24 protein-coding genes are annotated in these 24,600 nt (G+C 72.5%); 11 read left to right on the top strand and 13 right to left on the bottom strand.

From position 1 onward, the window contains the following. Positions 1–93: 93 nt before the first annotated feature. Positions 94–192, bottom strand: a complete 99-nt coding sequence (pqqA, locus tag JOE68_RS11635; RefSeq protein WP_204842375.1) for a pyrroloquinoline quinone precursor peptide PqqA — start codon at positions 190–192, stop codon at positions 94–96. A 218-nt stretch (positions 193–410) separates the two neighbouring features. Between pqqA and JOE68_RS11630 the strand changes: the two genes are divergently transcribed. Further along, a complete protein-coding gene (locus tag JOE68_RS11630) occupies positions 411–1,427 on the top strand; it encodes a PQQ-dependent sugar dehydrogenase (protein ID WP_204842374.1) in 1,017 nt (338 codons plus the stop codon). A 40-nt stretch (positions 1,428–1,467) separates the two neighbouring features. Here the strand turns inward: JOE68_RS11630 and JOE68_RS11625 are convergent, their stop codons facing one another. The 3 genes from JOE68_RS11625 to JOE68_RS11615 are packed head-to-tail and all read right to left on the bottom strand — an operon-like array spanning position 1,468 to position 4,779. After that, complete coding sequence (locus JOE68_RS11625) at positions 1,468–2,622, bottom strand: polysaccharide deacetylase family protein (RefSeq protein ID WP_204842373.1); 1,155 nt, start codon at positions 2,620–2,622, stop codon at positions 1,468–1,470. 49 nt (positions 2,623–2,671) lie between these two features. Further along, positions 2,672–3,379 (bottom strand): class F sortase, encoded by a 708-nt coding sequence (locus JOE68_RS11620; RefSeq protein WP_307819637.1) that lies wholly within the window; start codon positions 3,377–3,379, stop codon positions 2,672–2,674. Then, positions 3,376–4,779 (bottom strand): SpaA isopeptide-forming pilin-related protein, encoded by a 1,404-nt coding sequence (locus JOE68_RS11615; RefSeq protein WP_204842372.1) that lies wholly within the window; start codon positions 4,777–4,779, stop codon positions 3,376–3,378. Before JOE68_RS11615 ends, JOE68_RS11620 begins: the two co-directional genes overlap by 4 nt. 253 nt (positions 4,780–5,032) lie before the next feature. Between JOE68_RS11615 and JOE68_RS11610 the strand changes: the two genes are divergently transcribed. After that, positions 5,033–5,833 (top strand): Bax inhibitor-1/YccA family protein, encoded by an 801-nt coding sequence (locus JOE68_RS11610; RefSeq protein ID WP_204842371.1) that lies wholly within the window; start codon positions 5,033–5,035, stop codon positions 5,831–5,833. A gap of 852 nt (positions 5,834–6,685) precedes the next feature. On the opposite strand, the gene JOE68_RS11605 is transcribed toward JOE68_RS11610, so the two are convergent. Then, positions 6,686–7,906, bottom strand: a complete 1,221-nt coding sequence (locus JOE68_RS11605) for an acetyl-CoA C-acetyltransferase (protein ID WP_204842370.1) — start codon at positions 7,904–7,906, stop codon at positions 6,686–6,688. 260 nt (positions 7,907–8,166) lie between these two features. On the opposite strand from JOE68_RS11605, the gene JOE68_RS11600 reads away from it, so the two are divergent. The 3 genes from JOE68_RS11600 (at position 8,167) to JOE68_RS11590 (ending at position 12,252) form a co-directional block, all read left to right on the top strand. Continuing rightward, entirely contained in the window at positions 8,167–9,537 is a 1,371-nt protein-coding gene (locus tag JOE68_RS11600) for a cystathionine beta-synthase (RefSeq protein ID WP_204842369.1), read from the top strand. A 104-nt stretch (positions 9,538–9,641) separates the two neighbouring features. Beyond that, positions 9,642–10,856, top strand: a complete 1,215-nt coding sequence (locus JOE68_RS11595) for an RDD family protein (RefSeq protein ID WP_204842368.1) — start codon at positions 9,642–9,644, stop codon at positions 10,854–10,856. 244 nt (positions 10,857–11,100) lie between these two features. Then, a complete protein-coding gene (locus JOE68_RS11590; protein WP_204842367.1) occupies positions 11,101–12,252 on the top strand; it encodes a cystathionine gamma-synthase in 1,152 nt (383 codons plus the stop codon). Positions 12,253–12,983: 731 nt separating this feature from the next. On the opposite strand, the gene JOE68_RS11585 is transcribed toward JOE68_RS11590, so the two are convergent. From JOE68_RS11585 to hppD, 3 genes are all read right to left on the bottom strand, one after another. Further along, the gene (locus JOE68_RS11585; protein ID WP_204842366.1) at positions 12,984–13,253 is read right to left on the bottom strand and encodes a DUF2277 domain-containing protein; all 270 of its coding nucleotides are present in this window, start codon (positions 13,251–13,253) and stop codon (positions 12,984–12,986) included. Between the two features lie 55 nt (positions 13,254–13,308). After that, positions 13,309–13,539: a hypothetical protein gene (locus JOE68_RS11580; protein WP_204842365.1), complete on the bottom strand. Its 231-nt coding sequence runs from the start codon at positions 13,537–13,539 to the stop codon at positions 13,309–13,311. Between the two features lie 159 nt (positions 13,540–13,698). Continuing rightward, positions 13,699–14,880, bottom strand: coding sequence for a 4-hydroxyphenylpyruvate dioxygenase (hppD, locus tag JOE68_RS11575; protein ID WP_204842364.1), 1,182 nt, complete (start codon positions 14,878–14,880; stop codon positions 13,699–13,701). 74 nt (positions 14,881–14,954) lie between these two features. Here hppD and JOE68_RS11570 point away from each other — a divergent pair, with 74 nt between their 5' ends. Beyond that, entirely contained in the window at positions 14,955–15,449 is a 495-nt protein-coding gene (locus JOE68_RS11570) for an Lrp/AsnC family transcriptional regulator (protein ID WP_204842363.1), read from the top strand. A 102-nt stretch (positions 15,450–15,551) separates the two neighbouring features. Here JOE68_RS11570 and greA read toward each other — a convergent pair whose 3' ends face one another. Further along, positions 15,552–16,040 (bottom strand): transcription elongation factor GreA, encoded by a 489-nt coding sequence (greA, locus tag JOE68_RS11565; RefSeq protein WP_246018687.1) that lies wholly within the window; start codon positions 16,038–16,040, stop codon positions 15,552–15,554. A 191-nt stretch (positions 16,041–16,231) separates the two neighbouring features. Further along, a complete protein-coding gene (locus JOE68_RS11560) occupies positions 16,232–16,642 on the bottom strand; it encodes a DUF4307 domain-containing protein (RefSeq protein ID WP_204842361.1) in 411 nt (136 codons plus the stop codon). Positions 16,643–16,753: 111 nt separating this feature from the next. Here JOE68_RS11560 and mca point away from each other — a divergent pair, with 111 nt between their 5' ends. The 4 genes from mca to JOE68_RS11540 all read left to right on the top strand — a co-directional run bounded on the left by mca (position 16,754) and on the right by JOE68_RS11540 (position 21,262). Continuing rightward, positions 16,754–17,635, top strand: coding sequence for a mycothiol conjugate amidase Mca (gene mca / locus JOE68_RS11555; protein ID WP_204842360.1), 882 nt, complete (start codon positions 16,754–16,756; stop codon positions 17,633–17,635). Next, positions 17,632–18,012, top strand: coding sequence for a hypothetical protein (locus tag JOE68_RS11550; RefSeq protein ID WP_204846395.1), 381 nt, complete (start codon positions 17,632–17,634; stop codon positions 18,010–18,012). The genes mca and JOE68_RS11550 overlap by 4 nt, the downstream gene beginning before the upstream one ends. A 196-nt stretch (positions 18,013–18,208) precedes the next feature. Next, positions 18,209–20,176 carry a thioredoxin domain-containing protein gene (locus tag JOE68_RS11545; protein WP_204842359.1) on the top strand — a complete coding sequence of 656 codons (1,968 nt, stop codon included), beginning with the start codon at positions 18,209–18,211 and terminating at the stop codon, positions 20,174–20,176. A 78-nt stretch (positions 20,177–20,254) separates the two neighbouring features. Continuing rightward, complete coding sequence (locus JOE68_RS11540; protein ID WP_204842358.1) at positions 20,255–21,262, top strand: M1 family aminopeptidase; 1,008 nt, start codon at positions 20,255–20,257, stop codon at positions 21,260–21,262. Between the two features lie 7 nt (positions 21,263–21,269). Here the strand turns inward: JOE68_RS11540 and trhA are convergent, their stop codons facing one another. After that, positions 21,270–21,896, bottom strand: coding sequence for a PAQR family membrane homeostasis protein TrhA (gene trhA / locus JOE68_RS11535; protein WP_204846051.1), 627 nt, complete (start codon positions 21,894–21,896; stop codon positions 21,270–21,272). 133 nt (positions 21,897–22,029) lie between these two features. On the opposite strand from trhA, the gene JOE68_RS11530 reads away from it, so the two are divergent. After that, on the top strand, positions 22,030–22,809 hold the full coding sequence (locus JOE68_RS11530; RefSeq protein WP_204842357.1) for an isoprenyl transferase: 780 nt from the start codon (positions 22,030–22,032) through the stop codon (positions 22,807–22,809). A 372-nt stretch (positions 22,810–23,181) separates the two neighbouring features. On the opposite strand, the gene JOE68_RS11525 is transcribed toward JOE68_RS11530, so the two are convergent. Together JOE68_RS11525 and JOE68_RS11520 are read right to left on the bottom strand one after the other, a co-directional pair. Further along, positions 23,182–23,523 carry a hypothetical protein gene (locus JOE68_RS11525; protein ID WP_204846394.1) on the bottom strand — a complete coding sequence of 114 codons (342 nt, stop codon included), beginning with the start codon at positions 23,521–23,523 and terminating at the stop codon, positions 23,182–23,184. A 485-nt stretch (positions 23,524–24,008) separates the two neighbouring features. Then, positions 24,009–24,374 (bottom strand): hypothetical protein, encoded by a 366-nt coding sequence (locus JOE68_RS11520; RefSeq protein WP_204842356.1) that lies wholly within the window; start codon positions 24,372–24,374, stop codon positions 24,009–24,011. Between the last annotated feature and the right edge of the window lie 226 nt (positions 24,375–24,600).

Here is a 24,600-nt window from a genome sequence, read left to right as displayed (position 1 = left end):
GCCACTCCCGCCCGGTCGGCGGCTGCCGCCCGCGCGGCGCGCGGCGGCGTCGTGACCCCGGGGCGGTGCCGGAGCCACGACGGTGGGCGGGGGTCAGCCGCGCGCGGCGTAGGCGGTGACTTCCATCGGGGTGTCGATGTCCCGGAAGTCCGGCTCGACCCAGGTGCGCTTCGGCGTCTTCTCGGCTGGCATGTCGCGACTCCTCGGATTGTCGTGGCTGTCCGTGGGTCGGCGGCGGAGCACCAACGGTAGAGCGTCGAGGGGGCGGCGCGCTAGATCGTAAAGAACGTTGCCCAATGCGGGGGTGGTCTGTCCTCCGATGAGTTGTTGCCCGCGCCGCGCGGGGTGTGGTTGCATCGGGGCAGCCGCCGCTTCCGCCGCCGTCACAGTGCGGACAACGAGGAGCGCACATGCGTGCTCGTGCAAGCGCGGTTCTGGCCCTGGTGCTGTCGGGTGCGGCAGTCGCGGCCCCGGCCCAGGCCGAACCACAGGCGCTCGCCGTCAGGACGCTCGCCACCGGCCAGGACGTCCCCTGGGACATCGCCTTCCTGCCCGACGGCAGCGGCATCTTCACCGAGCGCGACACCAAGCTGATCAAGAAGATCACCGGCACGACCGTCACGACCCTGCACACCGTGGCCGACGCGGTGCCCGGCGGCGAGGGCGGCCTGATGGGCATCGCCGTGTCGCCGACCTTCGCCACCGACAACACCGTCTACGTCCACTACACCGCCGCCACCGACAACCGGGTCGTCAAGGTCCGGCTGGGCGGGGCCGCCGAGCCGATCGTCACCGGGATACCCAAGAACCGCTTCCACAACGGCGGCGGCCTGGAGTTCGGGCCGGACGGCCTGCTGTGGGCGACCACCGGCGACGCGGGCAACAGCGCCCTCGCGCAGGACCGGAACTCCTTGGCGGGCAAGGTGCTCCGCTTCACCACCACCGGCGCGCCGGCGCGGGACAACCCGTTCAACAACCGGGTCTACTCGTACGGCCACCGCAACCCGCAGGGCATCACCTGGGCCAACGGCCGCGCCTACGCGACGGAGTTCGGCAACAACCGGACGGACGAGCTGAACCAGATCCAGTCGGGCCGGAACTACGGCTGGCCCACCTGCGAAGGCCCGTGCAACGACACCAGGTACGTCAACCCGGTGAAGTCCTGGCCGACCAGCCAGGCGGGCCCGTCCGGCATCGCGTTCCACAAGGGCGCCCTCTACCTCGCCGCCGTCACCGGCCGCCGGGTGTGGAAGATCCCGGTGACCGGCACGGAGCTGGGCACCCCGCAGGCGGTGTTCACCGACTACGGCCGGGTGCGCTCGGCCGCGGCGGCGCCCGACGGCACCCTCTGGCTGGGCACCTCGAACCAGGACGGCCGCGGCAGGCCGGCGGCCGAGGACGACCGGATCCTCAGCACCGACGGCTGACCCCGCGCGGGTCGGCGCCGCCCGCCGCCGGCGGCGCGGGTCAGTTCCGCGCCGCCGGCATCCGGCGGAGCTGGTCGAGCACCACGGGGTCCTGCAGCTGCATCCACTGGAGGACCTCGGTGTAGGTGGCGCAGACCGTGTCCTCCCGGACGCAGACCTCACCCATGAAGTCCTCGACGGCCTGGCTGAACGCGCCGCCCGCCCAGTCGTTGAAGTGGTTGCCCACCACCATCGGCGCGCGGTTGCCGTTGAACGCGGCGGTGTAGACCGAGCGGTAGGTGTCCAGCACGACCCGGGTGAACTCGCCGGGAGGGCCGGGGTCGTCCTCGGCCCCGTTCAGGGCGTACCAGAGGTTGAAGTCCATCATCACGACCTGCTTGCCCAGCGCGGGCACCCGGACCTCGGGCATCGGGAACTCCCAGATGCCGTCGCGCACCGACGGCCACGCCACGCCCAGGCTCACGTGGCTGGTGTCGTAGACCAGGCCGTGCCCGCGCATGGCGGGGAACGCCTGGGCCCAGTCGCCCTCCAGGCAGGGCGTCCGGCCGCCGCGCACCGCCGCCGGGTCCAGCCGGAACCCCTGCTCGCGGGCCTTGGCCAGGATGTCGAAGAACTGGTCCAGCTCGCGGTCCCACTCGGCGGTGGTCCACCGCCCCACGCTCGGCTCGTCGCCCTGGCAGTAGTGGCCGTTGTAGTGGGTGCCGATCTCGTGCCCGGCGGCCAGGGCGTCGTTGAGGTAGGCGATCCGGGCCGCGACCTCCGCGCGCGTGCCGCCGAACCCGATCGACGAGTACCCGGCGCGGTGCCCCGGCCCGCGGTAGGAGGCCGCGTCGGCGTCGGCGACCAGGTACACCCCCGACAGCAGGCCGGTCACGTGGGCCCCGACCCGCTGCGCCAGCGGCATCACCCGGTCCCAGTGCGCCTTGGACGCCGCGCCGTCGAACGAGAACAGCACGAACTGCGGCGGCTTCTCGCCGGGCTGGAGCTTGCGCAGCCACTTCGGCGCGGTGGCCGCGGCGGGGACGGTGGGCGTCGGCCCGCTCTCGCTGGACGGGGCGCGGGGCGCGATCGGCAGCGGCGCGGCGACCTCGCCCGGCGAGCCGCCGGGCAGCGGTTCCCGCGCGCCCAGCACCGCCAGCACCGCCAGGACCAGCGCCAGCGCGACGCCCGTGGTGGACCAACCCCAACGCTTCACGCAACAGGAGACGACGGGAAGTGCTCGCGGGTTGCCCGAGCGTGACCGACTAGCCGGCCGGCACCGCCACCACGACCCGGTTCTCCTCGTAGCCGGTGCCGCCGCCGACCCACCGGCCGCCGCACGTCACCAGCACCAGCCGGTGCCCGCCGCGCGGCCCGAACAGCTCCACCGCGCGCTGCGGCAGCTCCTCCTTGCGGACCGTCACGACGCGGTCGACCCGGTACCGGAACGACGTGCCCGCGGTGTCCACCACCGTCACGTCCCGGCCGGCCTCGGCCCGCCACAGCTCGTCGAACGGCCCGGTGACGCCCTTCCAGTTCACGTGCCCGGCCAGCACCGTCGCGCCCTCGGCGGCGCCCAGCTCGACGCCCCACCAGGTGGCTTCGCCGACGCCCTCGGGCACCGGCAGCACGCCGTCGGCGGTGACCTCCGCGCGCACCAGCGTGGCGAGCCCGCCCTCGGGCAGCCGCACCGTGCCGGGCACCTGGGCCGCGGGTGGCGGCGCCGTCGGCGGCGCCGGTGTCGTCGTCGCGGGCGGCGGCGTCGTCGGGCTCTCCGGGGTGGCGGCCCCGGCGGGCATCCCGGCCAGGTCGGCGCCGCGCCCGGACCTCATGCTGTCACCCAGCGGGTGAGGGACGACCGCGTCGCCCGGTCGGGGCAGGCCGGCCACCACCTCGGGGGTGTCGGGGGTGAACGCCAGCGCGGCGGTGGCGAGCACGCCCGCCACCACCGCGCCGGTCAGCAGCGCTCTCACGACCGGGCAGCCGCCCTGCCGCGCGCGACCAGGCCCAGCAGCACCGCGCCCGCGAGCACGGCGCCGCCGAACCCGACCAGCGCCCCGGTGCGGACCTCGGTGGTGGTGGCCGCCTTCGCCACGACCCCCGCGCCGTCCGCGCCGGCCGGGATGGTGATCGGCACCACCGGTTTGTTCGGCTTGTTGGCCAGCGCCAGTGCAAGCGTTTGCGCAGCTTCGACCTTCCCGCACGCCTTGGGCGGCGCGTTCGGGTCGAAGTGCTCCTCGTAGCCCTTGGCCGCGGCCACCTCGACCACGCAGACCTCCTGCGGCGTGCGCAGGTCGGGCACCGTCGCCGTGCCGTCCGCGGCCGTCTGCAGCACGATCGGCTTGCCGTCCGGCCCGGTCAGCGGCGCGTCGTCCTGCTTGAGCGCAGGCGACGCGCCGTCGGCGGCCGTGACGCGCAGCGCGACGCCGGCGATGGCCTTGCCGGTCTCGGTGTCGGTCTTGGCGACCTTCACCACACCGGGCTGCGTCCGGGCGACCGCGGAAGCCTCGGCGCCCAGCTCCTTCTCGCCACCGGTGGTGACGATCCGCTGCATCCGCGTGTCCGCGGGGACGTGCACGATCGGCTCGTCGGCCGGGCTGTCCAGCTTCACCCGGAGGGTCGGCTCCACCCCGGTCGGCACGACCCGCACCGTCAGCGGCTTGCCGTCGGCGGGCGTCCGCAGCTCCGCGGTCGTCCGGCCGTCCTCCAGCGTGGCCTGCTCCAGCTCCACGGTCACCGGGACGTCGCCGACGAGCGCGCCGCCCGCCTTGGCGATGTCCACCGCCCAGGCGCCCGGCGACCCGATCAGCTGCTCCTGCTCCGGGGCGGTGACCTTCGCCGTCCACGGGCCGCGGTTGCTCTCCGCGTCCTTGCGCAGCCGCTCGACCGCTTCCTTGGCCGGCTGGGGGAGGTGGGCGTAGTGGAACTGCTCGTCGTAGGCGATGTGTTGGAAATCGCTTCCCGGGTCCAGCGACAGCGAACCGTGCGGGTAAGCGGTCCACGAGTGCAGCAGGTGCGCCAGCGCCGCGGCCTCGTCGGCGGTGGGATCGGTGGTGTAGCGCAGCAGCAGGTAGGAGATGTTCGCCGCGCTCTCGGGGGAGAGCGGCTCACCCGCCTTGGTCCTGAGCTTGTCGCGGTCCTTGTACTCCTCCTTGCCGTCGGGCGCGAGCAGCGCGTACTGGACGCACCAGACGTGTTTGCCCTGCCAGACGTACGAACCGAGCCAGTCGTCGCCGGCCGGTTTGTCCAGGTACGCCTGCGGGGGGACCCAGTGGCCGATGCCCTCCTGGACCTGGGCCTCGGAAGCTGCGGGAACGGCGAGCAGGGCCACACCGGCCGCGAGCGCCGCGCCGGTGAGTCGTCTCCACCCCATGTTCAAACCTGACCCCTCGGGTGTCGGTGTGCCGCGTGCGCCGGTCCGGACGAGCGGCCTGGGTGAGCCTTACGCGTCGTCTCGGGTGCGGACAAGCCACCAGGGGGGTGGGGGTCGGCGACTACGCTCCGCAGCGTGGGGTGTGGATCCGAGATCGACAGCCCGAGTAAAGTCGCTTTTACCCGACGGGAACCGATCGACTCGTGTGGTCGTTGAAACCCGTGACGGCGTCAAAACGCCACAGGAGGACGAGGTGCGTACCACCAGCAACCCCGCGTTCCGGAACCTGCCGACCGGCGGCGGTTCCGGGAGCTACGCAGGTTTCGGCCAGCCGTACGAGGCGCAGCAGTACGGCGGCTACCAGGGCGCTCCGCCGACCACCGGCGAGCGTCCCATCACCATCGACGACGTGGTCACCAAGACCGCGATCACCCTGGCCACGACGCTGCTCGTCGGGCTCGTCTCGGCGTGGCTGGTGCTCTCCGGCCAGGTCGCGCCGTTCGCGCTGATGCTGCCGGGCCTGATCGTCGGCCTCGTGGTGTCCCTGATCATCATCTTCAAGCGCACCCCGAGCGCGCCGCTGGTCATGACCTACGCGGTGGCCGAGGGCGTGTTCCTCGGCGCGATCACCGGTGTGTTCGAGGCGCTGTACAGCGGTATCGCGTGGCAGGCGATCCTGGGCACGTTCGGCGTGTTCGGCGCGATGCTCGTGGTCTACAAGACCGGCGCGATCCGCGTCACCCCGCGCCTGACCAAGTGGATCATCGGCGCGACCGTCGGCGTCGTCGTGCTGATGCTCGGCAACCTGGTCCTGGGCCTGTTCGGCGTGAACTCGGGCCTGCGGGACGGCGGCACGCTCGCCATCGTGTTCAGCCTCGTGGTCATCGGCATCGCGGCGTTCAACTTCCTGCTGGACTTCGAGGCGGCCAACGAGATGATCCGCTCGGGCGTGCCGGCGAAGTGGGCGTGGTGGGCCGCGTTCGGCCTGATGACCACCCTGGTGTGGCTGTACCTGGAGATCCTGCGCCTGCTGTCCTACCTGCAGCGCGACTAGCGCTCCCGGGCTCGCGGCGCGATCGGCGCCCGGGTCCGCGGCGCGCGATCAGCGCTCCGGGGCTCGGTTCGGCGGGTGAGCGGGGTCGTCCGATGTGGAGGGTGTCCGGCCGGTGGCCGGGCACCCTTCGCGCTGTTCGGGGTGGGTGCGCCGGTTGGCCGGGGGTTCTCAGCTCGGCTCGGCGGAAGTGTCGTACCTCTCTGGTTGGGTGTGCGTCGGGGGCGTTCACTTCGAGGGCACCCCTGCGGGAGCGCGCTTGGGGCGGTGGCACGGTCGTGGTGGGAGCGCGCTTGGGGCGCGGCACGGTCGCGGCGGTGCGGCGGGGTACGGCGCACTAGGTGCCGCCACGCCCGGGTGCCGGTGAGGCGAGAACCACTGCGTCAGGTGTCGGGTCCGCTGGCCGAGGGCATGTGTGGTTGCGCTGCGTAATCGGACGGGAGGCCCCGGTGGCGGGACGCTGAACCGGGCGAGGCTGGGCGAGGAGAGTCGGCCGGGCCCGCGAGGAGTGAGGCTGCGCCGGAGAGCGAGGGTGCGCTGGGGAGCGAGGGCCAAGCCGGGGAGCGGGGGCGGTGAGGGAAGGGTTGAAGGGCGAAAGAGTCCTCGCCGGACGGGCTGGCCGCCAAGGATGAGGGAAGGGCGCTGCGTCCCATCCCCGTATGGCCTGGTCGAAGACCACCACGCTTGTCCGGGGAGCGCAAGCGAAAAGCGTGCTTGCGCTCCCCGGACAAGCGTGGTCCCCTGCGGGCAGGCCATACGGGGATGAGACGCAGGGGCAGAGGTGTGCGGGGCGCAGGCCCCGCAGCCCCGGAGGCTCCCGCGGCCCGAGGCTCCTGCGGCCCTGGGGGCTGGGCGTCAGCTCAGGCGTTCGAGCACCATCGCCATGCCCTGCCCGCCGCCCACGCACATGGTCTCCAGGCCGAACTGCTTGTCGTGGAACTGGAGCGAGTTGATCAGCGTGGTCGTGATGCGCGCGCCGGTCATGCCGAAGGGGTGGCCGACGGCGATCGCGCCGCCGTTGACGTTCAGCCGGTCGAGGTCGATGCCCAGCTCCCGGTAGGACGGGATGACCTGCGCGGCGAACGCCTCGTTGATCTCCACCAGGTCGATGTCGCCGATCGACATGCCGGCCAGCGCCAGCGCCCGCCTGGACGCCTCGACCGGCCCCAGGCCCATGATCTCCGGCGACAGGGCGGACACGCCGGTGGACACCACGCGGGCCAGCGGTGTGATGCCCAGCTCCGCCGCCTTCGCGTCGCTCATGATCACCAGGGCCGCCGCCCCGTCGTTGAGCGGGCAGCAGTTGCCCGCCGTGACCCGCCCGTCGGGGCGGAAGACCGGCTTCAGCCCGGCCACGCCCTCGTAGGTCACGCCGGGGCGGGGGCCGTCGTCGGCGGACACGACGGTGCCGTCCGGCAGGGTCACGGGGGTGATCTCGCGGGCCCAGAAGCCGTTCGAGAGGGCCTTCTCCGCCAGGTTCTGCGACCGGACGCCGAAGTGGTCCATCTCCTCCCGCGTCACGCCCTTCGCCAGCGCGAGGTTCTCCGCCGTCTGCCCCATCGCGATGTAGACGTCGGGGACGCCGCCGGCGGCGCGCGGGTCGGTCCACGCGGAGGCGCCCTGCCCGGCCACGGCCGCCGTGCGGGCCTCGGCCTCGGCGAACACCGGGTTGTGGGTGTCCGGCCAGCTGTCGGAGCTGCCGCGCGCGAAGCTCGACACGGTCTCCACGCCGGCGCTGACGAACACGTCGCCCTCGCCCGCCCGGATCGCGTGCAGCGCCATCCGGGTCGTCTGCACGCTGGACGCGCAGTACCTGGTCACGGTGGTGCCGGGCAGCTCGTCGTGGCCCGCCAGCACGGCCACCACGCGCGCCATGTTGAAGCCCTGCTCACCGCCGGGCAGGCCGCAGCCCAGCATCAGGTCGTCGATGTCGGCCGGGTCCAGCTGCGGCACCTTCGCCAGGGCCGCCTTCAGCACCTGCACGGTCAGGTCGTCCGCGCGGACGTCCTTCAGCGATCCCTTGTGCGCGCGCCCGATGGGCGACCGCGCCGCGGAGACGATCACGGCTTCAGGCATTACGGGACTCCTTCGTTTCGCCGCAACGTTGCTCGAACACTAGTTAACGCCCGTTCAGCGCGGCCACCGCTGGCGACCCGCGGCGCCGCTCGGCGATGGCGGCGCGCCGGGGCGCGCCGACCACCCGACCGCGCGGTGGACCGCACCCGCCGGTCGACCACGAGGGTGCGCGGACGGCCCGCGATCCGCGCGTGACCCGCCGGAGGGGGTGCAGGAAGTACGCTTTCCAGGTCATCTCGCGCAGTGGGAAGGGACCCCCGGTGGAGTACGTCGAGAGCGTCGTCGACCTGGTAGGCAACACGCCGCTCGTGAAGCTGAACGCGGTCGCCGAAGGGCTCCGGCCGCTGATCCTGGCCAAGGTCGAGTACCTCAACCCCGGCGGCAGCGTGAAGGACCGCATCGCCCTGCGCATGGTGGAGGCGGCCGAGCGGTCCGGCGAGCTGAAGCCGGGCGGCACGATCGTGGAGCCCACCTCGGGCAACACGGGCGTCGGCCTGGCGCTGGTGGCCCAGCGGAAGGGCTACAAGTGCGTCTTCGTCTGCCCGGACAAGGTCAGCGTGGACAAGCGCAACGTGCTCAAGGCGTACGGCGCCGAGGTGGTGGTGTGCCCGACGGCCGTCGCGCCCGAGCACCCCGACTCCTACTACAACGTCTCCGACCGGCTGGTCGCCGAGATCCCCGGCGCGTGGAAGCCCAACCAGTACGCCAACCCGGAGAACCCGGCCAGCCACTACCACGGCACCGGGCCGGAGTTGTGGCGGCAGACCGGCGGGCGCATCACGCACTTCGTGGCGGGCGTGGGCACCGGCGGCACGATCTCGGGCACCGGCCGGTACCTCAAGGAGGTCTCCGGCGGCCGGGTGAAGGTCATCGGGGCGGACCCGGAGGGCTCGGTGTACTCCGGGGGCAGCGGGCGGCCGTACCTCGTGGAGGGCGTCGGCGAGGACTTCTGGCCCGACGCCTACGACCGGGACGTCTGCGACGAGATCGTGGCCGTGTCGGACAAGGACTCGTTCGACCTGACCCGCCGGCTCGCCCGCGAGGAGGGCCTGCTGGTCGGCGGTTCCTGCGGGATGGCCGCCGCGGCGGCGCTGCGGGTCGCGCAGCGGTGCGGCCCGGACGACGTCGTGGTGGTGCTGCTGCCCGACGGCGGGCGCGGCTACCTGGCGAGCGTCTTCAACGACAAGTGGATGGCGCAGTACGGCTTCCTGTCGCCCGACACGTCCGGCGCGACGGTCGGGGACGTGTTGCGGCGCAAGGACGGCACGATGCCGGACCTGGTGCACGGCCATCCCAACGAGACGGTCGCCGAGGCGGTCGCGATCATGCGCGAGTACGGCGTCTCGCAGATGCCGGTGGTCAACGCCGAGCCGCCGGTGATGGCCGCGGAGATCGCCGGCGCGGTCAACGAGCGCGACCTGCTCGACGCGCTGTTCACCGGCAAGGCGCAGCTCACCGACCGGCTGGAGGCGCACATGTCGCTGAAGCTGCCGACCATCGGGTCGGGCGAGTCGATCACCGCCGCCATGCAGGCCCTGTCCTCGGCGGACGGTGCGATGGTGCTCGACGACGGCAAGCCCGCGGGCGTCGTCACCCGGCAGGACATCCTGGGTTTCCTCGCCGGGCGCTGAGCAGGCCGATCGCCCGGTTGCCGGCCGCCCGCGGGGTCCCATCCGCTAGCGTTGGCCCCCGACCCGTCCGCCTACCGCCCACGCCAAGGGGGTTGGAAACTCCGATGAACGCCCCGCAGCCGCCAGAGAACCAGCAGTTCGGCGGCCAACACCAGCAGGAGCAGGGGCAGGGCGCGCAGCCCCCGAGCACCGACGCGACCCAGGTCGTGCCGGGCGGTGGCCAGCCCCCGGCGTTCCCGCCGCCGGAGGCGACCCAGGTCGTGACCCCCGGCCAGCAGGTGGCGAACCCGGGCGCGAACCCGGAGGCGACACAGGTCGTCACGCCGGGCGCGACGCAGCAGCAGCCGGCCTTCGGCCAGCAGCCGCAGTCGGGCGGCTTCCCGGCCCAGCCGGCGCAGCCGGGCGGGTTCGGCGCGCAGCAGCCGCCGCAGACCGGCGGGTTCGGCGCGCAGCCCCCGTCGGGCGGGTTCCCGGCGCAGCAGCCGCCCGCCTACGGGCAGCAGCCGGCCCAGTACGGCCAGCCCCAGCAGCCGCCCGCCTACGGGCAGCCCCAGGCCAACCCGTACGCGCAGGCGCAGCAGCAGACCTACGGCCAGCCGCAGGCCGCCCCGTACGGCCAGCCCAACCCGTACGGCCAGCCGCAGCAGCAGGCGTGGGGCGGGCAGCCCGGCTACGGCCGGCCCGCGTTCCCGCCGCCCGCCGGCGGCTACGCCGAGTGGGGCTCGCGCGCCATGGGCGCCCTGGTCGACTACGTCGCGCCGGGTGTCGTCGTGGCCATCCTGGTGATCATCGGCACGGTGTCCGGCGACGTGACGATCGCCTTCATCCTCAGCGGCGTCAGCTACCTGGCGTGGCTCGGCTGGATCATCTACAACTCGTTCTACCTCGCCGGCACCACCGGGCAGTCCTACGGCAAGAAGATGGCGAAGATCAAGCTGATCAAGGAGGAGACCGGGCAGCCGATCGGCTTCGGCAACGCGTTCGTCCGGCACCTGTGCCACTTCGTCGACGGGCTGCCCTGCGGCGCGGGCTACTTCGCGCCGCTGTGGGAGGTCAAGAAGCAGACCTGGGCGGACAAGATCATGGGCACGGTCGTGGTGAACGCCCCGGAGACCGGCGCGCCCGGTGGCGCCGCCGGCGGCTACCCCGGCCAGCAGGCCAACCCGTACGGCCAGCAGCCGGGCTACGGCGAGCAGCCGGGTTACGGGCAGCAGCCCGGCTACGGCCAGCAGCCGGGCTACGGGCAGCCGCAGTCCAACCCGTACGGCCAGCCGCAGCAGCCCAACCCGTACGGCCAGCAGCCGCCGCAGCAGTGGTGAGCCACCGGCCCCGGCGGTAGCCCGCGGGCCGGTGGCCGAGGTCACGGCGGCAGGTCGGACCCGGTCCCCGGCGGCCGGTGACGGCGGAGACGACGACGGCAGGTCGGGACCGGTTCCCCGCGACCCCCCTCGGGGATCGCCCGGGAACCGGTCCCGACCTGCCGTTCCGCACTTCCCGGGTGGTTTCGGGCGGGTCGGTCCGCGGTGCGGGCGGCCCGGCCCGCGGTGGGCCTACGCTGGATCCATGACGGACACCGGCCACTACGGTTTCGCGACCAGGGCTATCCACGCCGGACAGGACCCGGACCCCACCACGGGTTCGGTGATCGTGCCCATCCACGCCACCTCCACCTACGCCCAGGACGGCGTCGGCGGGCTGCGCGGCGGCTTCGAGTACTCCCGCACCGGCAACCCGACCCGGGCCGCGCTGGAGGAGTGCCTGGCCGCGCTGGAGGGCGGGCGGCACGGCCGCGCGTTCTCCTCGGGCATGGGCGCGACCGACACCGCGCTGCGGGCCCTGTGCCGTCCCGGCGACCACGTGCTCATCCCGAACGACGCCTACGGCGGCACGTTCCGCCTGATCGACAAGGTGTTCCGGCACTGGGGCGTCGAGCACACGCCGGTCGCGCTGTCCGACGTGGACGCGGTCCGCGCCGCGATCCGGCCCAACACCAAGGCGATCTGGGTGGAGACGCCCACCAACCCGCTGCTCAACATCTCCGACATCGCGCTGCTGGCGCAGGTCGCGCACTCGGCGGGCGCGAAGCTCGTCGTGGACAACACGTTCGCCTCGCCCTACCTGCAGAGCCCGCTCGCGCTCGGCGCGGACGTCGTGCTGCACTCCACGACCAAGTACGTGGGCGGGCACTCCGACGTCGTCGGCGGCGCGCTGATCACCTCCGACGACGAGCTGGACGCCGCGTTCGGGTTCCTCCAGAACGGCGCGGGCGCGGTGCCCGGCCCGTTCGACGCGTGGCTGACGCTGCGCGGCATCAAGACGCTCGCGCTGCGCATGGAGAAGCACTCGGACAACGCCGAGCTGGTCGCCCAGGCCCTGCTGCGCCACCCGCGCGTGACGAAGGTGTTCTACCCCGGCCTGCCCGACCACCCCGGCCACGAGGTCGCGGCGAAGCAGATGCGCAGGTTCGGCGGGATGGTCTCGTTCACCGTCGAGGGGGGCGAGGAGGCCGCGCTGGCGGTCTGCGCGCGCACCCGGCTGTTCACGCTGGCCGAGTCGCTGGGCGGCGTGGAATCCCTGATCGAGCACCCCGGCCGGATGACCCACGCGAGCACGGCCGGGTCCCTGCTCCAGGTGCCGGCCGACCTGGTCCGCGTGTCGGTCGGCATCGAGTCCGGTGACGACCTGGTGGCCGACCTGCTGGCAGCGCTGGGCTGAGGTTCCGCCTCGCCGATCGGGCGTCGTGCGCCGACACCCGAACCGACCCCCGATCGGCGGGGTGGTGGGCCGTGGTCCCATGCGCCGGCTCCGGTGCGCGTGGGCCGCGCTCTACGCGGCGACGCTTCGCTCTCGCCACAGGCCGCGCTCCGCGCGGTGGCGCTCAGCTCTCGTCGCAGGCCGCGCCTCGCGCGGCGGCGCTGTTCAGCGCAGCCGTGTGCCTCGTGTTCTCCCCGTACGGCCTGGGCGCAGCCCAATCACGTTTGATCAGGGGTGTCAAGCACGCTTTTCGCTTGACACCCCTGATCAAACGTGATTGCCTCCGGCAGGCCGTACGGGGAGAACACGACGCACTTCCCTCCTCCTTGGGGGCCTCCCGGCCGCTTTTCATACTGAGATCCCGCACCGATCCAGGAAATATTAGGCGCGGTACGGATCCAAGCTGAAGAGCTTTAAAGAGTCCTCGCCGGACAGGCAGGCCGCCAAGGAGAAGGAAAAGAAACAGCGGTCGTGTTCCCCCCGCATGACCTGTCAAAGACAACCATGCTTTCTTGGGGGGTGCAAGCGAAAAGCGTGCTTGCACCCCCCAAGAAAGCATGGTAGCCCTCCGGGCAGGCCATACGGGGAGAACACGAAGACACCGGACTGCACGGGGCGTGCGAGCCTGAAAACGCAAGTCGCAAGCTGCGAGTGGCCGGTGGGGCTGGCGGTGGGGCCGGCGGGGAGCGGCCTTAGCGGCCGAAGCGGGCGGCGGAGCGTTCCTTGGCCTTTGCCGCCTCCACCTCGCGATCGCGGGGTGGGGCTTTGGTCACCAGTGATTCCAGCAGGGTGCGCGTGGCTTCGGTCACCGCGGCCACCGCCGCGTCGAAGGCTTCCTGGTTGGCCGCGGAGGGGTGGGTGGAGCCGCTGACCTTGCGGACGTACTGCACGGCCGCCGCGTGGATCTCGTCCTCGGAGGCGGGCGGCTCGAAGTTGTGGAGCACCCGGATGTTTCGGCACATGGCTCCACTATCGCCGACGCCGGCCCTCCGCCGTCGGGGTTTCGCCGTCGGGGTGTCAGGGTTTGACGTCGAAGCGGAGCGTCCCGACCTTCGGCACGGCGGGCAGCTCGTGCCCGTCCACGCAGCCGCCGACGAACTCCACCGCGCCGTCCCGCTCCACGAACCGGCCGGTGTCGGAGCAGCCGGCGTGGGCCACGGTGAAGAAGGCCGCACCGGTCAACGCCACGGCCGTGGCCACCGCCCCGACGAGCGGGACCACCGCGGTGACCCGTCGCGCGAGCGCCATGCCACCTCCCCGGGTGAATGCTGCGTGAAGTGCCCACACCGAGCGTACCGGTCCGGCCCGCCCAGGTGAGCACCATCGGAGCTCCCGAACGGGAAAAGCCGGCCCGGGGGTGCCCGGACCGGCTTCCGCCGTCGCGACGTCGGGGGGTCGCCCCCGACGTCAGAGGTTGCCCCGGCGCTCCTGCTCGCGCTCGATCGCCTCGAACAGGGCCTTGAAGTTGCCCTTGCCGAAGCCGAGCGACCCGTGCCGCTCGATCAGCTCGTAGAAGACGGTCGGCCGGTCGCCGATCGGCTTGGTGAAGATCTGCAGCAGGTAGCCGTCCTCGTCCCGGTCGACCAGGATCCGGTGCTCCTTCAGCACCTCGATCGGGATGCGCACCTCGCCGATGCGGGCCCGCAGTTCCGGGTCGTCGTAGTACGAGTCCGGGGTCTCCAGGAACTCGACGCCGGCCGCGCGCATGGCGGTCAGCGTGGCGACGATGTCATTGGTGGCCAGCGCGATGTGCTGCACGCCGGCGCCGGTGTAGAACTCCAGGTACTCGTCGATCTGCGACTTGCGCTTGGCGATCGCCGGCTCGTTGAGCGGGAACTTCACCCGGTGGTTGCCGTTGGACACCACCTTGCTCATGAGGGCCGAGTAGTCGGTGGCGATGTCGTCGCCGATGAACTCCGCCATGTTCACGAAGCCCATGACGCGGTTGTACCACTCGACCCAGTAGTCCATCTTGCCGAGTTCGACGTTGCCCACGCAGTGGTCGACCGCCTGGAACAACCGCTTCGGCGCGCCCTCGGGGCGGACGACCGTGCTCTCCCTGGCCACGTAGCCCGGGAGGTAGGGACCGGTGTAGCGGGAGCGGTCGATCAGCGTGTGGCGGGTCTCGCCGTAGGTCGCGATCGCGGCCCGGCGCACGACGCCGTGCTCGTCCTCGACGTCGTGCGGCTCCTCGAGGACGGTGGCCCCCTGCTGCCGGGCGTGCTCGACGCACTTGTCGACGTCGGCGACCTCCAGCGCGAGGTCGACCACGCCGTCGCCGTGCTTGCGGTGGTGGTCGAGCAGCGGGCTGTCCGGCTGGACGCCGCCGTTGATCACGAACCGCGCCGACCCGGACTTGAGCACGAAGGACTTGTGGTCCCGCTGCCCGGTCTCCGGCCCGGCGTACGCGACGAGCTGCATCCCGAAGGCGACCTGGTAGAACCACGCGGTCTGGGTCGCGTTGCCGACCACGAAGACCACGGCGTCCATGGAACGGACGGGGAACGGGTCCCGCGTCCCGTCGTAGTCGACCAAGCCCACGAGCTGGCGGAGCTGGTCGTAGCTCACGTCGTCAAGCTGCTGCGTCATGGCTCACAGCATGTGTCGGTTATGCAGGATGAGCAACAGTCTCTCTTTCCACTGGTCAGGTTGTACAGTGGTTCATGCCTTCCGAGGGACAAGCTGAACACTCTGACCAGGTCGTCGACGGTCTGGACGCGCGCCTGCTCCTGCTGCTGACCGACGAGCCCCGGCTGGGCGTGCTGGAGTGCTCCCGCCGGCTGGGCGTGGCGCGGGGGACCGTTCAGGCGAGGCTGGACCGCCTGGTGGCGCGCGGGGTGCTGACCGGCTTCCCGCCGGCGCTGGACCTGGCGGCGATGGGGTACGGCCTGACGGCGTTCGCGGTCCTGGAGATCGCGCAGGGGCGCCGGCAGGAGGTGTCGGACGGGCTCGCGGCGATCAACGAGGTGTGCGAGGTGCACGCGACCACCGGCCAGGGCGACCTGTTCGTGCGCGTGGTGGCCCGGTCCAACGCCGACCTGCAACGCGTCATCGACTCGATCGTGGACGTGCCGGGCGTGCAGCGGCTGTCGACGTCCATCGCGCTGTCCACGCCCGTGCCGCCCCGCGTGCGCCCGCTGCTGGAGCGGATCCGCTGAGGCCGGCCCTGGGGCTCGGCGCCCCTCCGGGCAGCGGGGACCCGGGCAGCAGGAGGGGCGGCCACCCGGTTTCGGTGGCCGCCCCTCCCGGTGTCCGTGGGATCAGCCCGCGTACGGCACGGCCTTGATCAGCGTCACCTTCATGGTGCTGCCGTTGGGCAGCTCGTACTCGCGGGTCTCGCCGTCCTTCGCGCCGTTGAGCGCCTTGCCCAGCGGCGACGAGGGGGAGTAGACCTCCAGCGAGCCGTGCGCGCCCTCCTCGCGGGTGGCGAGCAGGAACTCCTCGGTCTCGTCGTCACCTTCGTAACGCACCGTGAGCACCATGCCGGGGGCGGCCACACCGGCCACGGTGGGCGCCTCGCCGACCTTGGCGACCCTCAGCAACTCCTGGAGCTGGCGGATGCGGGCCTCCTGCTTGCCCTGCTCCTCGCGGGCCGCGTGGTAGCCGCCGTTCTCGCGGAGGTCGCCCTCCTCGCGACGCGCGTTGATCTCCGCAGCGATGACCGGGCGATTCTCGATCATCTCGTCCAGCTCTCCCTTGAGCCGGTCGTAGGCTTCCTGCGTCAGCCAGGTCACCTCAGTGTCGCTCACGGTCACCAACTCCTCGTCTTGCTCCGGCCCACGGCGTGGGCTGGCAGTTCCCGGGCGCACGCGCCCGGAACGGAAAAACACGGCCCGCGTCGGGGCCGTGCTGAAAGGCCAGAGTAACACGCCCACAACGTTCGGCGACGGCGTTTTGTTCCCGGGACAGCCGTTAAACCCGCAGATCACCCGCTTGGCCGCTAGGTCGTGGACAGGTAGGCCGGAACCTGGTAAGAGCAGCCGAACACCTCTCCGGTCACGGGGGGCTTCGAGGTCCGCAGGACCGTCGTCCCGTACGCCGTGCCGGGGCCGGGCGGGACGAGCACCTCGCGCCGGCCCGCCTCGTCGCCGTCGTCGGAGCGCGCCCGGACGATGCACACGACGGCTCGCTCCGGCGTCTCCCGGACCACCTCGAAGGTGATCTCCACCGACCGCTCGTCCAGCACCTGGAACGCGGTCTGCTTGCCTTCTACAGGCTTGGTGCCCAGGTTGCGGTAGCCCACCCAGGCGACCAGCGCGCCGACCAGCACGGCGATCACGGGGAGTGACCACCTCGCCCAGCGGGGCAGGGCGCGTTGGGGTTTGCCGTACCGACCCTCGGGCAGTGCCACCTGTCAACGCCTTCCAGCCCGTGGGGAACAATGACCCTTGACCACCACGTTAAGTGTCGCAGGGGCCGAGGGGGCTCTGTCCGGCAGGGGCCAAGGAGGACCACCACCGTCATGGTTGACAAGCTGCGGCTGATGGCGGTGCACGCGCACCCCGACGACGAGTCGAGCAAGGGCGCGGCCACGATGGCCCGCTACGTGGCCGAGGGCCACGAGGTGATGGTCGTGACGTGCACCGGGGGAGAGGCGGGGAGCATCCTGAACCCCGCCATGGACCGTCCCGAAGTGTTGGAGAACATGGCGGAGATCCGCCGTGCCGAGATGGCCAGGGCCGCCGAGATCCTGGGGGTGCGGCACCGCTGGCTGGGCTTCGTCGACTCGGGACTGCCCGAGGGGGACCCGCTGCCGCCGCTGCCCGAGGGCTGCTTCGCGCTCGTGCCGCTGGAGGAGTCGGTCCCGCCGCTGGTCGAGGCGATCCGGGAGTTCCGCCCGCACGTGATCGTCACCTACGACGAGAACGGCGGCTACCCGCACCCCGACCACATCCGCTGCCACGAGGTGTCGGTGGCGGCGTTCGAGGCGGCCGGCGACCCGGAGCGCTACCCGGAGGCGGGCGAGCCGTGGCAGCCGCTGAAGCTGTACTACTCGCACGGCTTCTCCCGCGCCAAGCTGCTGGCGTTCCACGAGGCGCTGCTCGCGAAGGGCGAGGAGTCCCCGTACGCCGAGTGGCTGGCCGGCTGGGGTGAGGACAAGCCGGACGTGATCGAGCGCGTCACCACGCGCGTCGAGTGCGCCGACTACTTCCCGCAGCGCGACGAGGCCCTCAAGGCCCACGCGACCCAGATCGACCCGGAGAGCCGCTGGTTCGCCGTGCCGCTGGAGATGCAGCGCGCCGTGTGGCCCACCGAGGAGTACGAGCTGGCGCGGTCGCTGGTCGACAGCACGCTGCCCGAGGACGACCTGTTCGCCGGCGTGAGGGAGAAGGTGACGGCGTGAACCCGGTCCCTTGGGACCAGACGACGGCGATGGTGCTGGTGCAGCCCTCGACCACCAAGGACCCGGGCGGTCAGCAGGAGGACTTCGGCAAGTCCTCCCCGCTGGGCCTGCTCATCCTGGTGCTGTTCTTCATCGCGGTGTTCTTCCTGGTCAAGTCGATGAACAAGCACCTGAGGAAGCTGCCCGCCTCCTTCGACCAGTCCGCGGAGGCCGACCGGACCGGACAGGCCACCGGGTCCGGGGCCGCTGGTCCCGAGGCCGTCGGTGCCGAGGGCGCCGGTCCCGAGAGCGCCGGTGCGAAGGCCGTCGGCGCCAAGGGCGCCGGGTCCGGGCAGGCTTCGAAGAAGAAGGCGCCCGGGAAGAAGGCGTCCGGCTAGCCGGACGCCCCGCCGGCCGGGCGCCGGTGCTCGTACCGGGTGCGGAGGGCCGGGACGGGACCAGCAGGCGTTCCGGGTAGCGCGGGGCCGTCCGGCCCGGTCTCGTGGCGCAGGTCGCCGGGCGGCGGCGCGGCGGTGTCCCCGCGCCCGGTCCGGCCGACCGGTCGGCGCGGCGGGGCGGACCTACCGTGGGACCATGACCAACCGGCTCGCGTCCGCGATCAGCCCGTACCTCCTCCAGCACGCCGACAACCCGGTGGACTGGCACCCGTGGTCGCCGGAGGCGTTCGCGGAGGCGCGGGAGCGCGACGTCCCGGTGCTGCTGTCGGTGGGCTACGCGGCCTGCCACTGGTGCCACGTGATGGCGCACGAGTCGTTCGAGGACGAAGCCACCGCCGCCTACCTGAACGAGCACTTCGTGTGCGTGAAGGTCGACCGCGAGGAGCGGCCGGACGTCGACGCCGTCTACCTGGCGGTGACCCAGGCGCTGAGCGGTCAGGGCGGCTGGCCGATGACGTGCTTCCTCACGCCCGGCGGCGAGCCGTTCTACGCGGGCACCTACTACCCGCCCGTGCCGGCGCCGGGACTCCCGTCGTTCCGGCAGGTGCTGGAGGCGATCACGCGCGCCTGGCGCGAGCAGGGCGACGAGGTGCGCGCGTCGGCCGCGGGCATCGCTTCCCGGTTGGCGTTCGAGCCGCTACCGGTGTCCACTGTGGACGAGGACGTGCTGGACGGCGCGGTCGTGTCGCTGCTCGGGCACTTCGACCGCGCCAACGGCGGGTTCGGTGGCGCGCCGAAGTTCCCGCCGTCGCTGGTGCTGGAGTTCCTGCTGCGCGACCACGAGCGGACCGGGTCGGTGGAGGCGCTGTCGATGGTGCGGGCCACCTGCGACGCGATGGCCGCCGGCGGGCTCCACGACCAGCTCGCCGGCGGCTTCGCGCGGTACGGCGTCGACGCGTCCTGGGTGGTCCCGCACTTCGAGAAGATGTTGTACGACAACGCCTTGCTGCTGCGCGCCTACGCGCACCTGAGCCGCCTCGACCCGGCCGAACGGCACCGGCGCGTGGCGCGCGGTACGGCCGAGTTCCTGCTGCGGTCGCTGGGCACCGCCGAAGGCGGGTTCGCCGCGTCGCTGGACGCCGACACCGAGGGCGTCGAGGGCCTGACCTACGTGTGGACGCCCGGGCAGCTGACCGAGGTGCTGGGCGCGGCGGACGGCGCGCGCGCCGCCGCGCTGCACGGCGTGACCGAGGAGGGGACGTTCGAGCACGGCGCGTCGACCCTGCGGATGCTCGGCGAACCGGACCCGGGAATAGCGGCGCGGCTGCTGGCGGCCCGGGAGCTGCGCCCGCAGCCGGCCCGGGACGACAAGGTCGTGACGGCCTGGAACGGGCTGGCGATCACCGCCCTGGTCGAGGCCGGCGCCGCGCTCGGCGAGCCGCGCTGGGTCGCGGCGGCGGTGCGGGCGGCCGACCTGGTGCTGGCCGTGCACCTGGTCGACGGCCGGCTGCTGCGCGCCTCCCGCGACGGCGTGGCCGGGGCCGCCGCCGGGGTGCTGGAGGACTACGGCTGCTTCGCCGACGGCCTGCTGTCCCTGCACCAGGCGACCGGCGAACAGCGGTGGCTGACCGCCGCGTGCGACCTGCTCGACACCGCGCTCGCCCGGTTCGCCGGCTCCGCGCCCGGCGCGTACCACGACACGGCCGACGACGCGGAGGCGCTGGTGCAGCGGCCCTCCGACCCCGCCGACAACGCCACGCCGTCCGGCGCGTCGTCGCTGGCGTCCGCGCTGCTGACCGCGTCGGTGCTGGGCGCGCCCCGCCGGGCGGAGTACCGCGCCGCCGCCGAGGCCGCACTGGCCCGCGCCGGGCTGCTGGCCGCCCGCGAGCCGCGCTTCGCCGGCCACTGGCTGGCCGTCGCGGAAGCGCTGGCGCTCGGACCGGTGCAGGTCGCCGTCGTCGGCGGCGCGCCGGGCCTGGAGTCGGCCGCGCGGCGGGGCGTGCACGGCGGCGGTGTCGTCGTGGCCGGCGAGCCGGGCTCCGCGCCCCTGCTCGCCGACCGGCCGCTGGTCGGCGGCGAGCCCGCCGCGTACGTGTGCCGGGGCTACGTGTGCGACCGGCCGGTGACCACCGAGCAGGAGCTGGCGCAGGCCCTTCGCCGGTGACCGGGCGCGGGGAGCGGCGCCCCGCTCAAGTCCGGTGACGGCCACTCCCGCCTCCGGTACGTTCGGGGCGGGGGGATCATGACCATCTCGTACGACATCACGTGGGATCTCGACCCGTCGGCGCCGACGTTCCGGAGCCGGACGTCCGCCCGGTTCCGGGGAGCGCGCCCCCACGCCGACGTCGAGGCGGTGGAGGTCACCCGGGCGAGCCACAACGGGCGCGCCGTGCCGTGGGACGGCGAGCGCCTGGCCCTGGGCGCGGCCGAGGACAACGTGCTGGAGGTCGACGCGGTCTTCGCCTACGAGCCGGAACGCGGGTTCCGCAGGGTGACCGCGGACGGCGACACGTACCTCTACGCGCTGCACTACCCGCAGTGGTCCAAGCGCAGCTTCTGCTCGCTGGCCCAGGAGCGCGGCGCGTTCACCGTGACCGTGAACGCGCCCGGCCGGGTCCTCGTCAGCAGCACCGAGGCCCCGATCGTGCCCTACGCCCTCGCGGTGGCGGCGGGCCCGTGGGCGGAGATCGGCGAGCACGTGCACGCGGTGCGCACGCGCGCCGCCGAACACGCCCGCGGACAGGCCGTCGCCGACCTGGTCAAGCGGTCCGTCGCCTGCTTCGAGCACCTGCTGGGCGTGCCCTTCCCGTACCGCGGGTGCGAGGTGGTCTTCGTCCCCGACATCCCGATCCTGGCCTTCTCCTCACCCGGCCTGATCATGTTCGACGACGGCGCACTCAACGCCCTGTCGACCCGCGAGCCGCGGTACGCGACGACCGTCGTCAGCCACGAGGTCGCGCACCAGTGGGCGGGCAACCTGGTCGACGCCGAACCGTGGCTGGTCGAGGGCCTGGCCACCTACCTGAGCCGCCTGGCCACCGAGGAGCTGCTGCCCGGCAGCCGCCCGTGGTCGGAACCGGACGCCGCCCCGCTGCCCGACCGCCCCTACGCCGCCCACCTGGCCCGCATCGCGGCCGTGGAGGAGGCCATCGGCCGCACCGCCCTCCTGGACGGCCTGGGCAGGTACTTCCGGCGCTTCGCCCACACCACCGCGTCCTGGGCGCACCTCCGGTCGTGCTGGCGCAGGTGAACCGCGGTCAGGCGTAGATCGCGAACCAGATCGCGACGTAGTGGCACAGCGCCGCCAGCACGGTCGCGGCGTGGAAGAACTCGTGGTAGCCGAAGACCTGCGGCCAGGGGTCCGGCCAGCGGGACGCGTAGAAGATCGCGCCCGCGGTGTAGAGCAGGCCGCCGACCAGGAGCAGCACCAGCGCCGCCACGCCCACGTGGTGCAGCAGGTCGGGCAGGACGAAGACCGCCACCCAGCCCAGGGCGATGTAGATCGGCACGCCCAGCCACCTCGGCGCGTGCGGCCAGGCGAGCTTCAGCGTCACCCCGCCCAGCGCGCCCAGCCACACCACGAGCAGCACGACGTGGCCCGTGGCCGGTGGCATCGCCAGCAGCGCGAACGGGGTGTACGTGCCGGCGATGAACACGAAGATCATCGAGTGGTCCAGGCGCTTCATCCACGTGCGCGCCCGCGCGCTGGCCCAGTTCACGCGGTGGTACAGGGCGCTGACGCCGAACAGGCCCACGACGGTGGCGCCGTAGACCGAGGTCGCCAGGGCCGCCTTGCCGGACACCGTGGCCGCCGCGAGGGCGATCAGCGCGGCGCCCGTGGCGACCGACACCACGAACGACCAGAAGTGCAGCCAGCCGCGCATCCGCGGGCGCAGGGCGGGTGCCGGCGGTCGGGGGTGAGCAGACGTGGTCACCACCCCGAGGTTACGGGAGCGTAGGGAAGCGGGTCAGCACGCGACGGCGTGACCGAGCCCACCCGGCGTACGCTCTTCCAGCGTGGGTCTACGCGAACGGGTCAAGAGCGTCCTCCTCAAGGGTTACGAGTTCCGCCTCAACCGATGGCTCGACGGCAAGCAGCGGCCGCGGCACGTCGGGGTCGTGCTGGACGGCAACCGGAGGTGGGCGAAGGAGGCCGGGTTCACCGACGTCGCGCACGGCCACCGCGTGGGCGCGCGGAAGATCCTGGAGCTGCTCACCTGGTGCCGCGAGGCCGAGGTCGAGGTCGTCACGCTGTGGATGCTGTCCACCGACAACCTGAACCGGGCGCCCGAGGAGCTGGGGCCGCTGCTGGACATCATCGCCGACATCGTGGACGAGATCGCCGAGCCCGGTAACCCGTGGCGGGTCCGGCACGTCGGCGCGCTGGACATGCTGCCCACCGAGACCGCGGCCCGGCTGTCCGCCGCCTCCCTGCGCACCAGGGACCGCACCGGCCTGGAGGTCAACGTCGCCGTCGGCTACGGCGGGCGGCAGGAGATCGCCGACGCGGTGCGCAAGCTGCTGCAGAAGCACGCCGAGTCCGGCGGCACGATCGAGGAACTGGCCGAGGTCCTGGACGTCGACCACATCGCCGAGCACCTCTACACCTCCGGCCAGCCGGACCCGGACCTGCTCATCCGCACCTCGGGCGAGCAGCGGCTGTCCGGGTTCATGCTGTGGCAGTCGGCGCACTCCGAGTTCTGGTTCTGCGAGGCGTACTGGCCGGAGTTCCGCCGCACCGACTTCCTGCGCGCCCTGCGCGACTACGCGATCCGCCACCGCCGCTTCGGCTCCTGACGCCCGGCGCGGCCCCTCCGCCCGCCCGCCGAGCGCCCGGCCTTCCGAGCGCCCCTGTTCGCCGGGCGCCCCTGCCCGCCGGCTGCCCCTGTTCGCCGGCTGCCCCAGTTCGCCGGGCGCCCCTACACGCCGAGCGCCCCTGCCTGCCGCGCCTTCTGTTCCGCCGAGCGACCCAGCCCGCCGCACCCCTGCTCTCCGCGCCTTGCACCTCGCCGAGCACCCCGCTCGCCGGGCCCCCGCCGATCACGTGGTCGCCGCGAGCCCCCCGGTCCACCGCGCCGTCCCACCGGTCCCGACCGGTGGGACGGCACAGCCGAAGGGCGGCACCCCCCGTCCGGGAGTGCCGCCCTCGGCCGACGTCAGCGCGCGGGATCAGTCGCTGTCGTTGTCGTCGTTGTCGTCGTTGTCGTCGTTGTCCGTGTTGATGCAGAGGCTCTCGTCGTTCTGCGCGAGGATCGGGATCGCGATGACGTTGACCTCGGTCTCGCAGACGTTGAGGTTGCTCAGCAGGTCCGAGTCACCGGCGAAGTTGATCAGACCGAACTGGTCCGTGGTGTCGCCCTCCTCGCCCTCCTCGTAGTACGAGTAGAGCTCGCCGATCGCGGTGGTGCTGCCCCAGTCGCCGTGGCCGGAATGCGGCGTCGCGAAGGCGGGGGAACCCAGCATCATGAGACCAGCCGCGGCGATGGCGACGGCGCCAGCCTTCTTCAGCATATGGAACACACTCCTCTAGTGATTCGTGGTGACACCCGGAATCTCAGCCGAGCATTCGGGGGGTCTGGCGGCTCAGGCGGTAACGCCTTCGCCTCGGTAATTTACCCGGCACCGGTGTGGATTGCAGCCGGCTGACACCATCGTGTGAATTATTCCGTGGTGCAGTTATTCGGTGGTGCCATCCCGCTGTGGAACCGCCCTCCGGTGAACAGCGGATTCCGCGGGTATTGCGCGTCACTGCCCTCTTGCGGTGTTGCACCCGAGCGGGTCGACACCACGACTTCCCGCGAGCCCGCGCACGGGGCGCGCCCGCGGTGGTCCAGCCCCGGCCGCGGCTCCCGCGCCGCCGGCCGCCGGCGGTCGACCCGCAGGCGCCGGTCCGTCGCGGGGAGCCGGCCCACCGGCCCGCGCACCCGGCCCCGGAGGGGCGGGAGCGGCGGCGGCGCGCGGGCGCCGCGCGCCGCCGCGGCCGGTGACGTGCCGGATCAGCCCTGGTCGTTGTCGTCGTTGTCGTCGTTGTCGTCGTTGTCGTCGTTGTCCGAGTTGATGCAGAGGCTCTCGTCGTTCTGCGCGAGGACCGGGACGCCGATGATGTTGAGCTCGGTCTCGCAGAGGTTGATGTTGCTCGCGACGTCCGAGTCGCCGGCCAGGTTCAGCAGGCCGAACTGGTCGTAGACGTCGCCGCCCTCGCCGCCCTCGTGGTGCGTGAACCACTGGCCGATGGCGGTGCCGTGGCCGTGGTCGCCGTGGCCGTTGTCGTCGTGGGGTTCGCCGGCCAGTGCGAAAGCCGGAGCGCCGAGCATCATGAGTCCGGCCACGACTGCGGTGACGGTGCTTGCCTTCTTCAGCACTTCTGCTCTCCTCTTCGTGGGTTTCCCCGTCGATCCAGCGCTGATCGGAAGCCACGGAAGTGGGTTCGTCGCGGGCAAACTACCGAACATCAGAGCGTCGGCCGCTGTCGATAACACTATTGTGTGATCCCCGGAACGGGTCCCATCCCCCGTTGCGGTCACTTCTTTCCGGCTGATTGGTTGGCGGTGCGCCGCTGTGGTAGACCGGGAGCCCTTCTCGTACCCT

It is taken from the genome of Saccharothrix algeriensis, from assembly GCF_016907655.1.
GTDB lineage: Bacteria > Actinomycetota > Actinomycetes > Mycobacteriales > Pseudonocardiaceae > Actinosynnema > Actinosynnema algeriense.
This window is presented reverse-complemented; position numbering and strand designations above follow the sequence as displayed.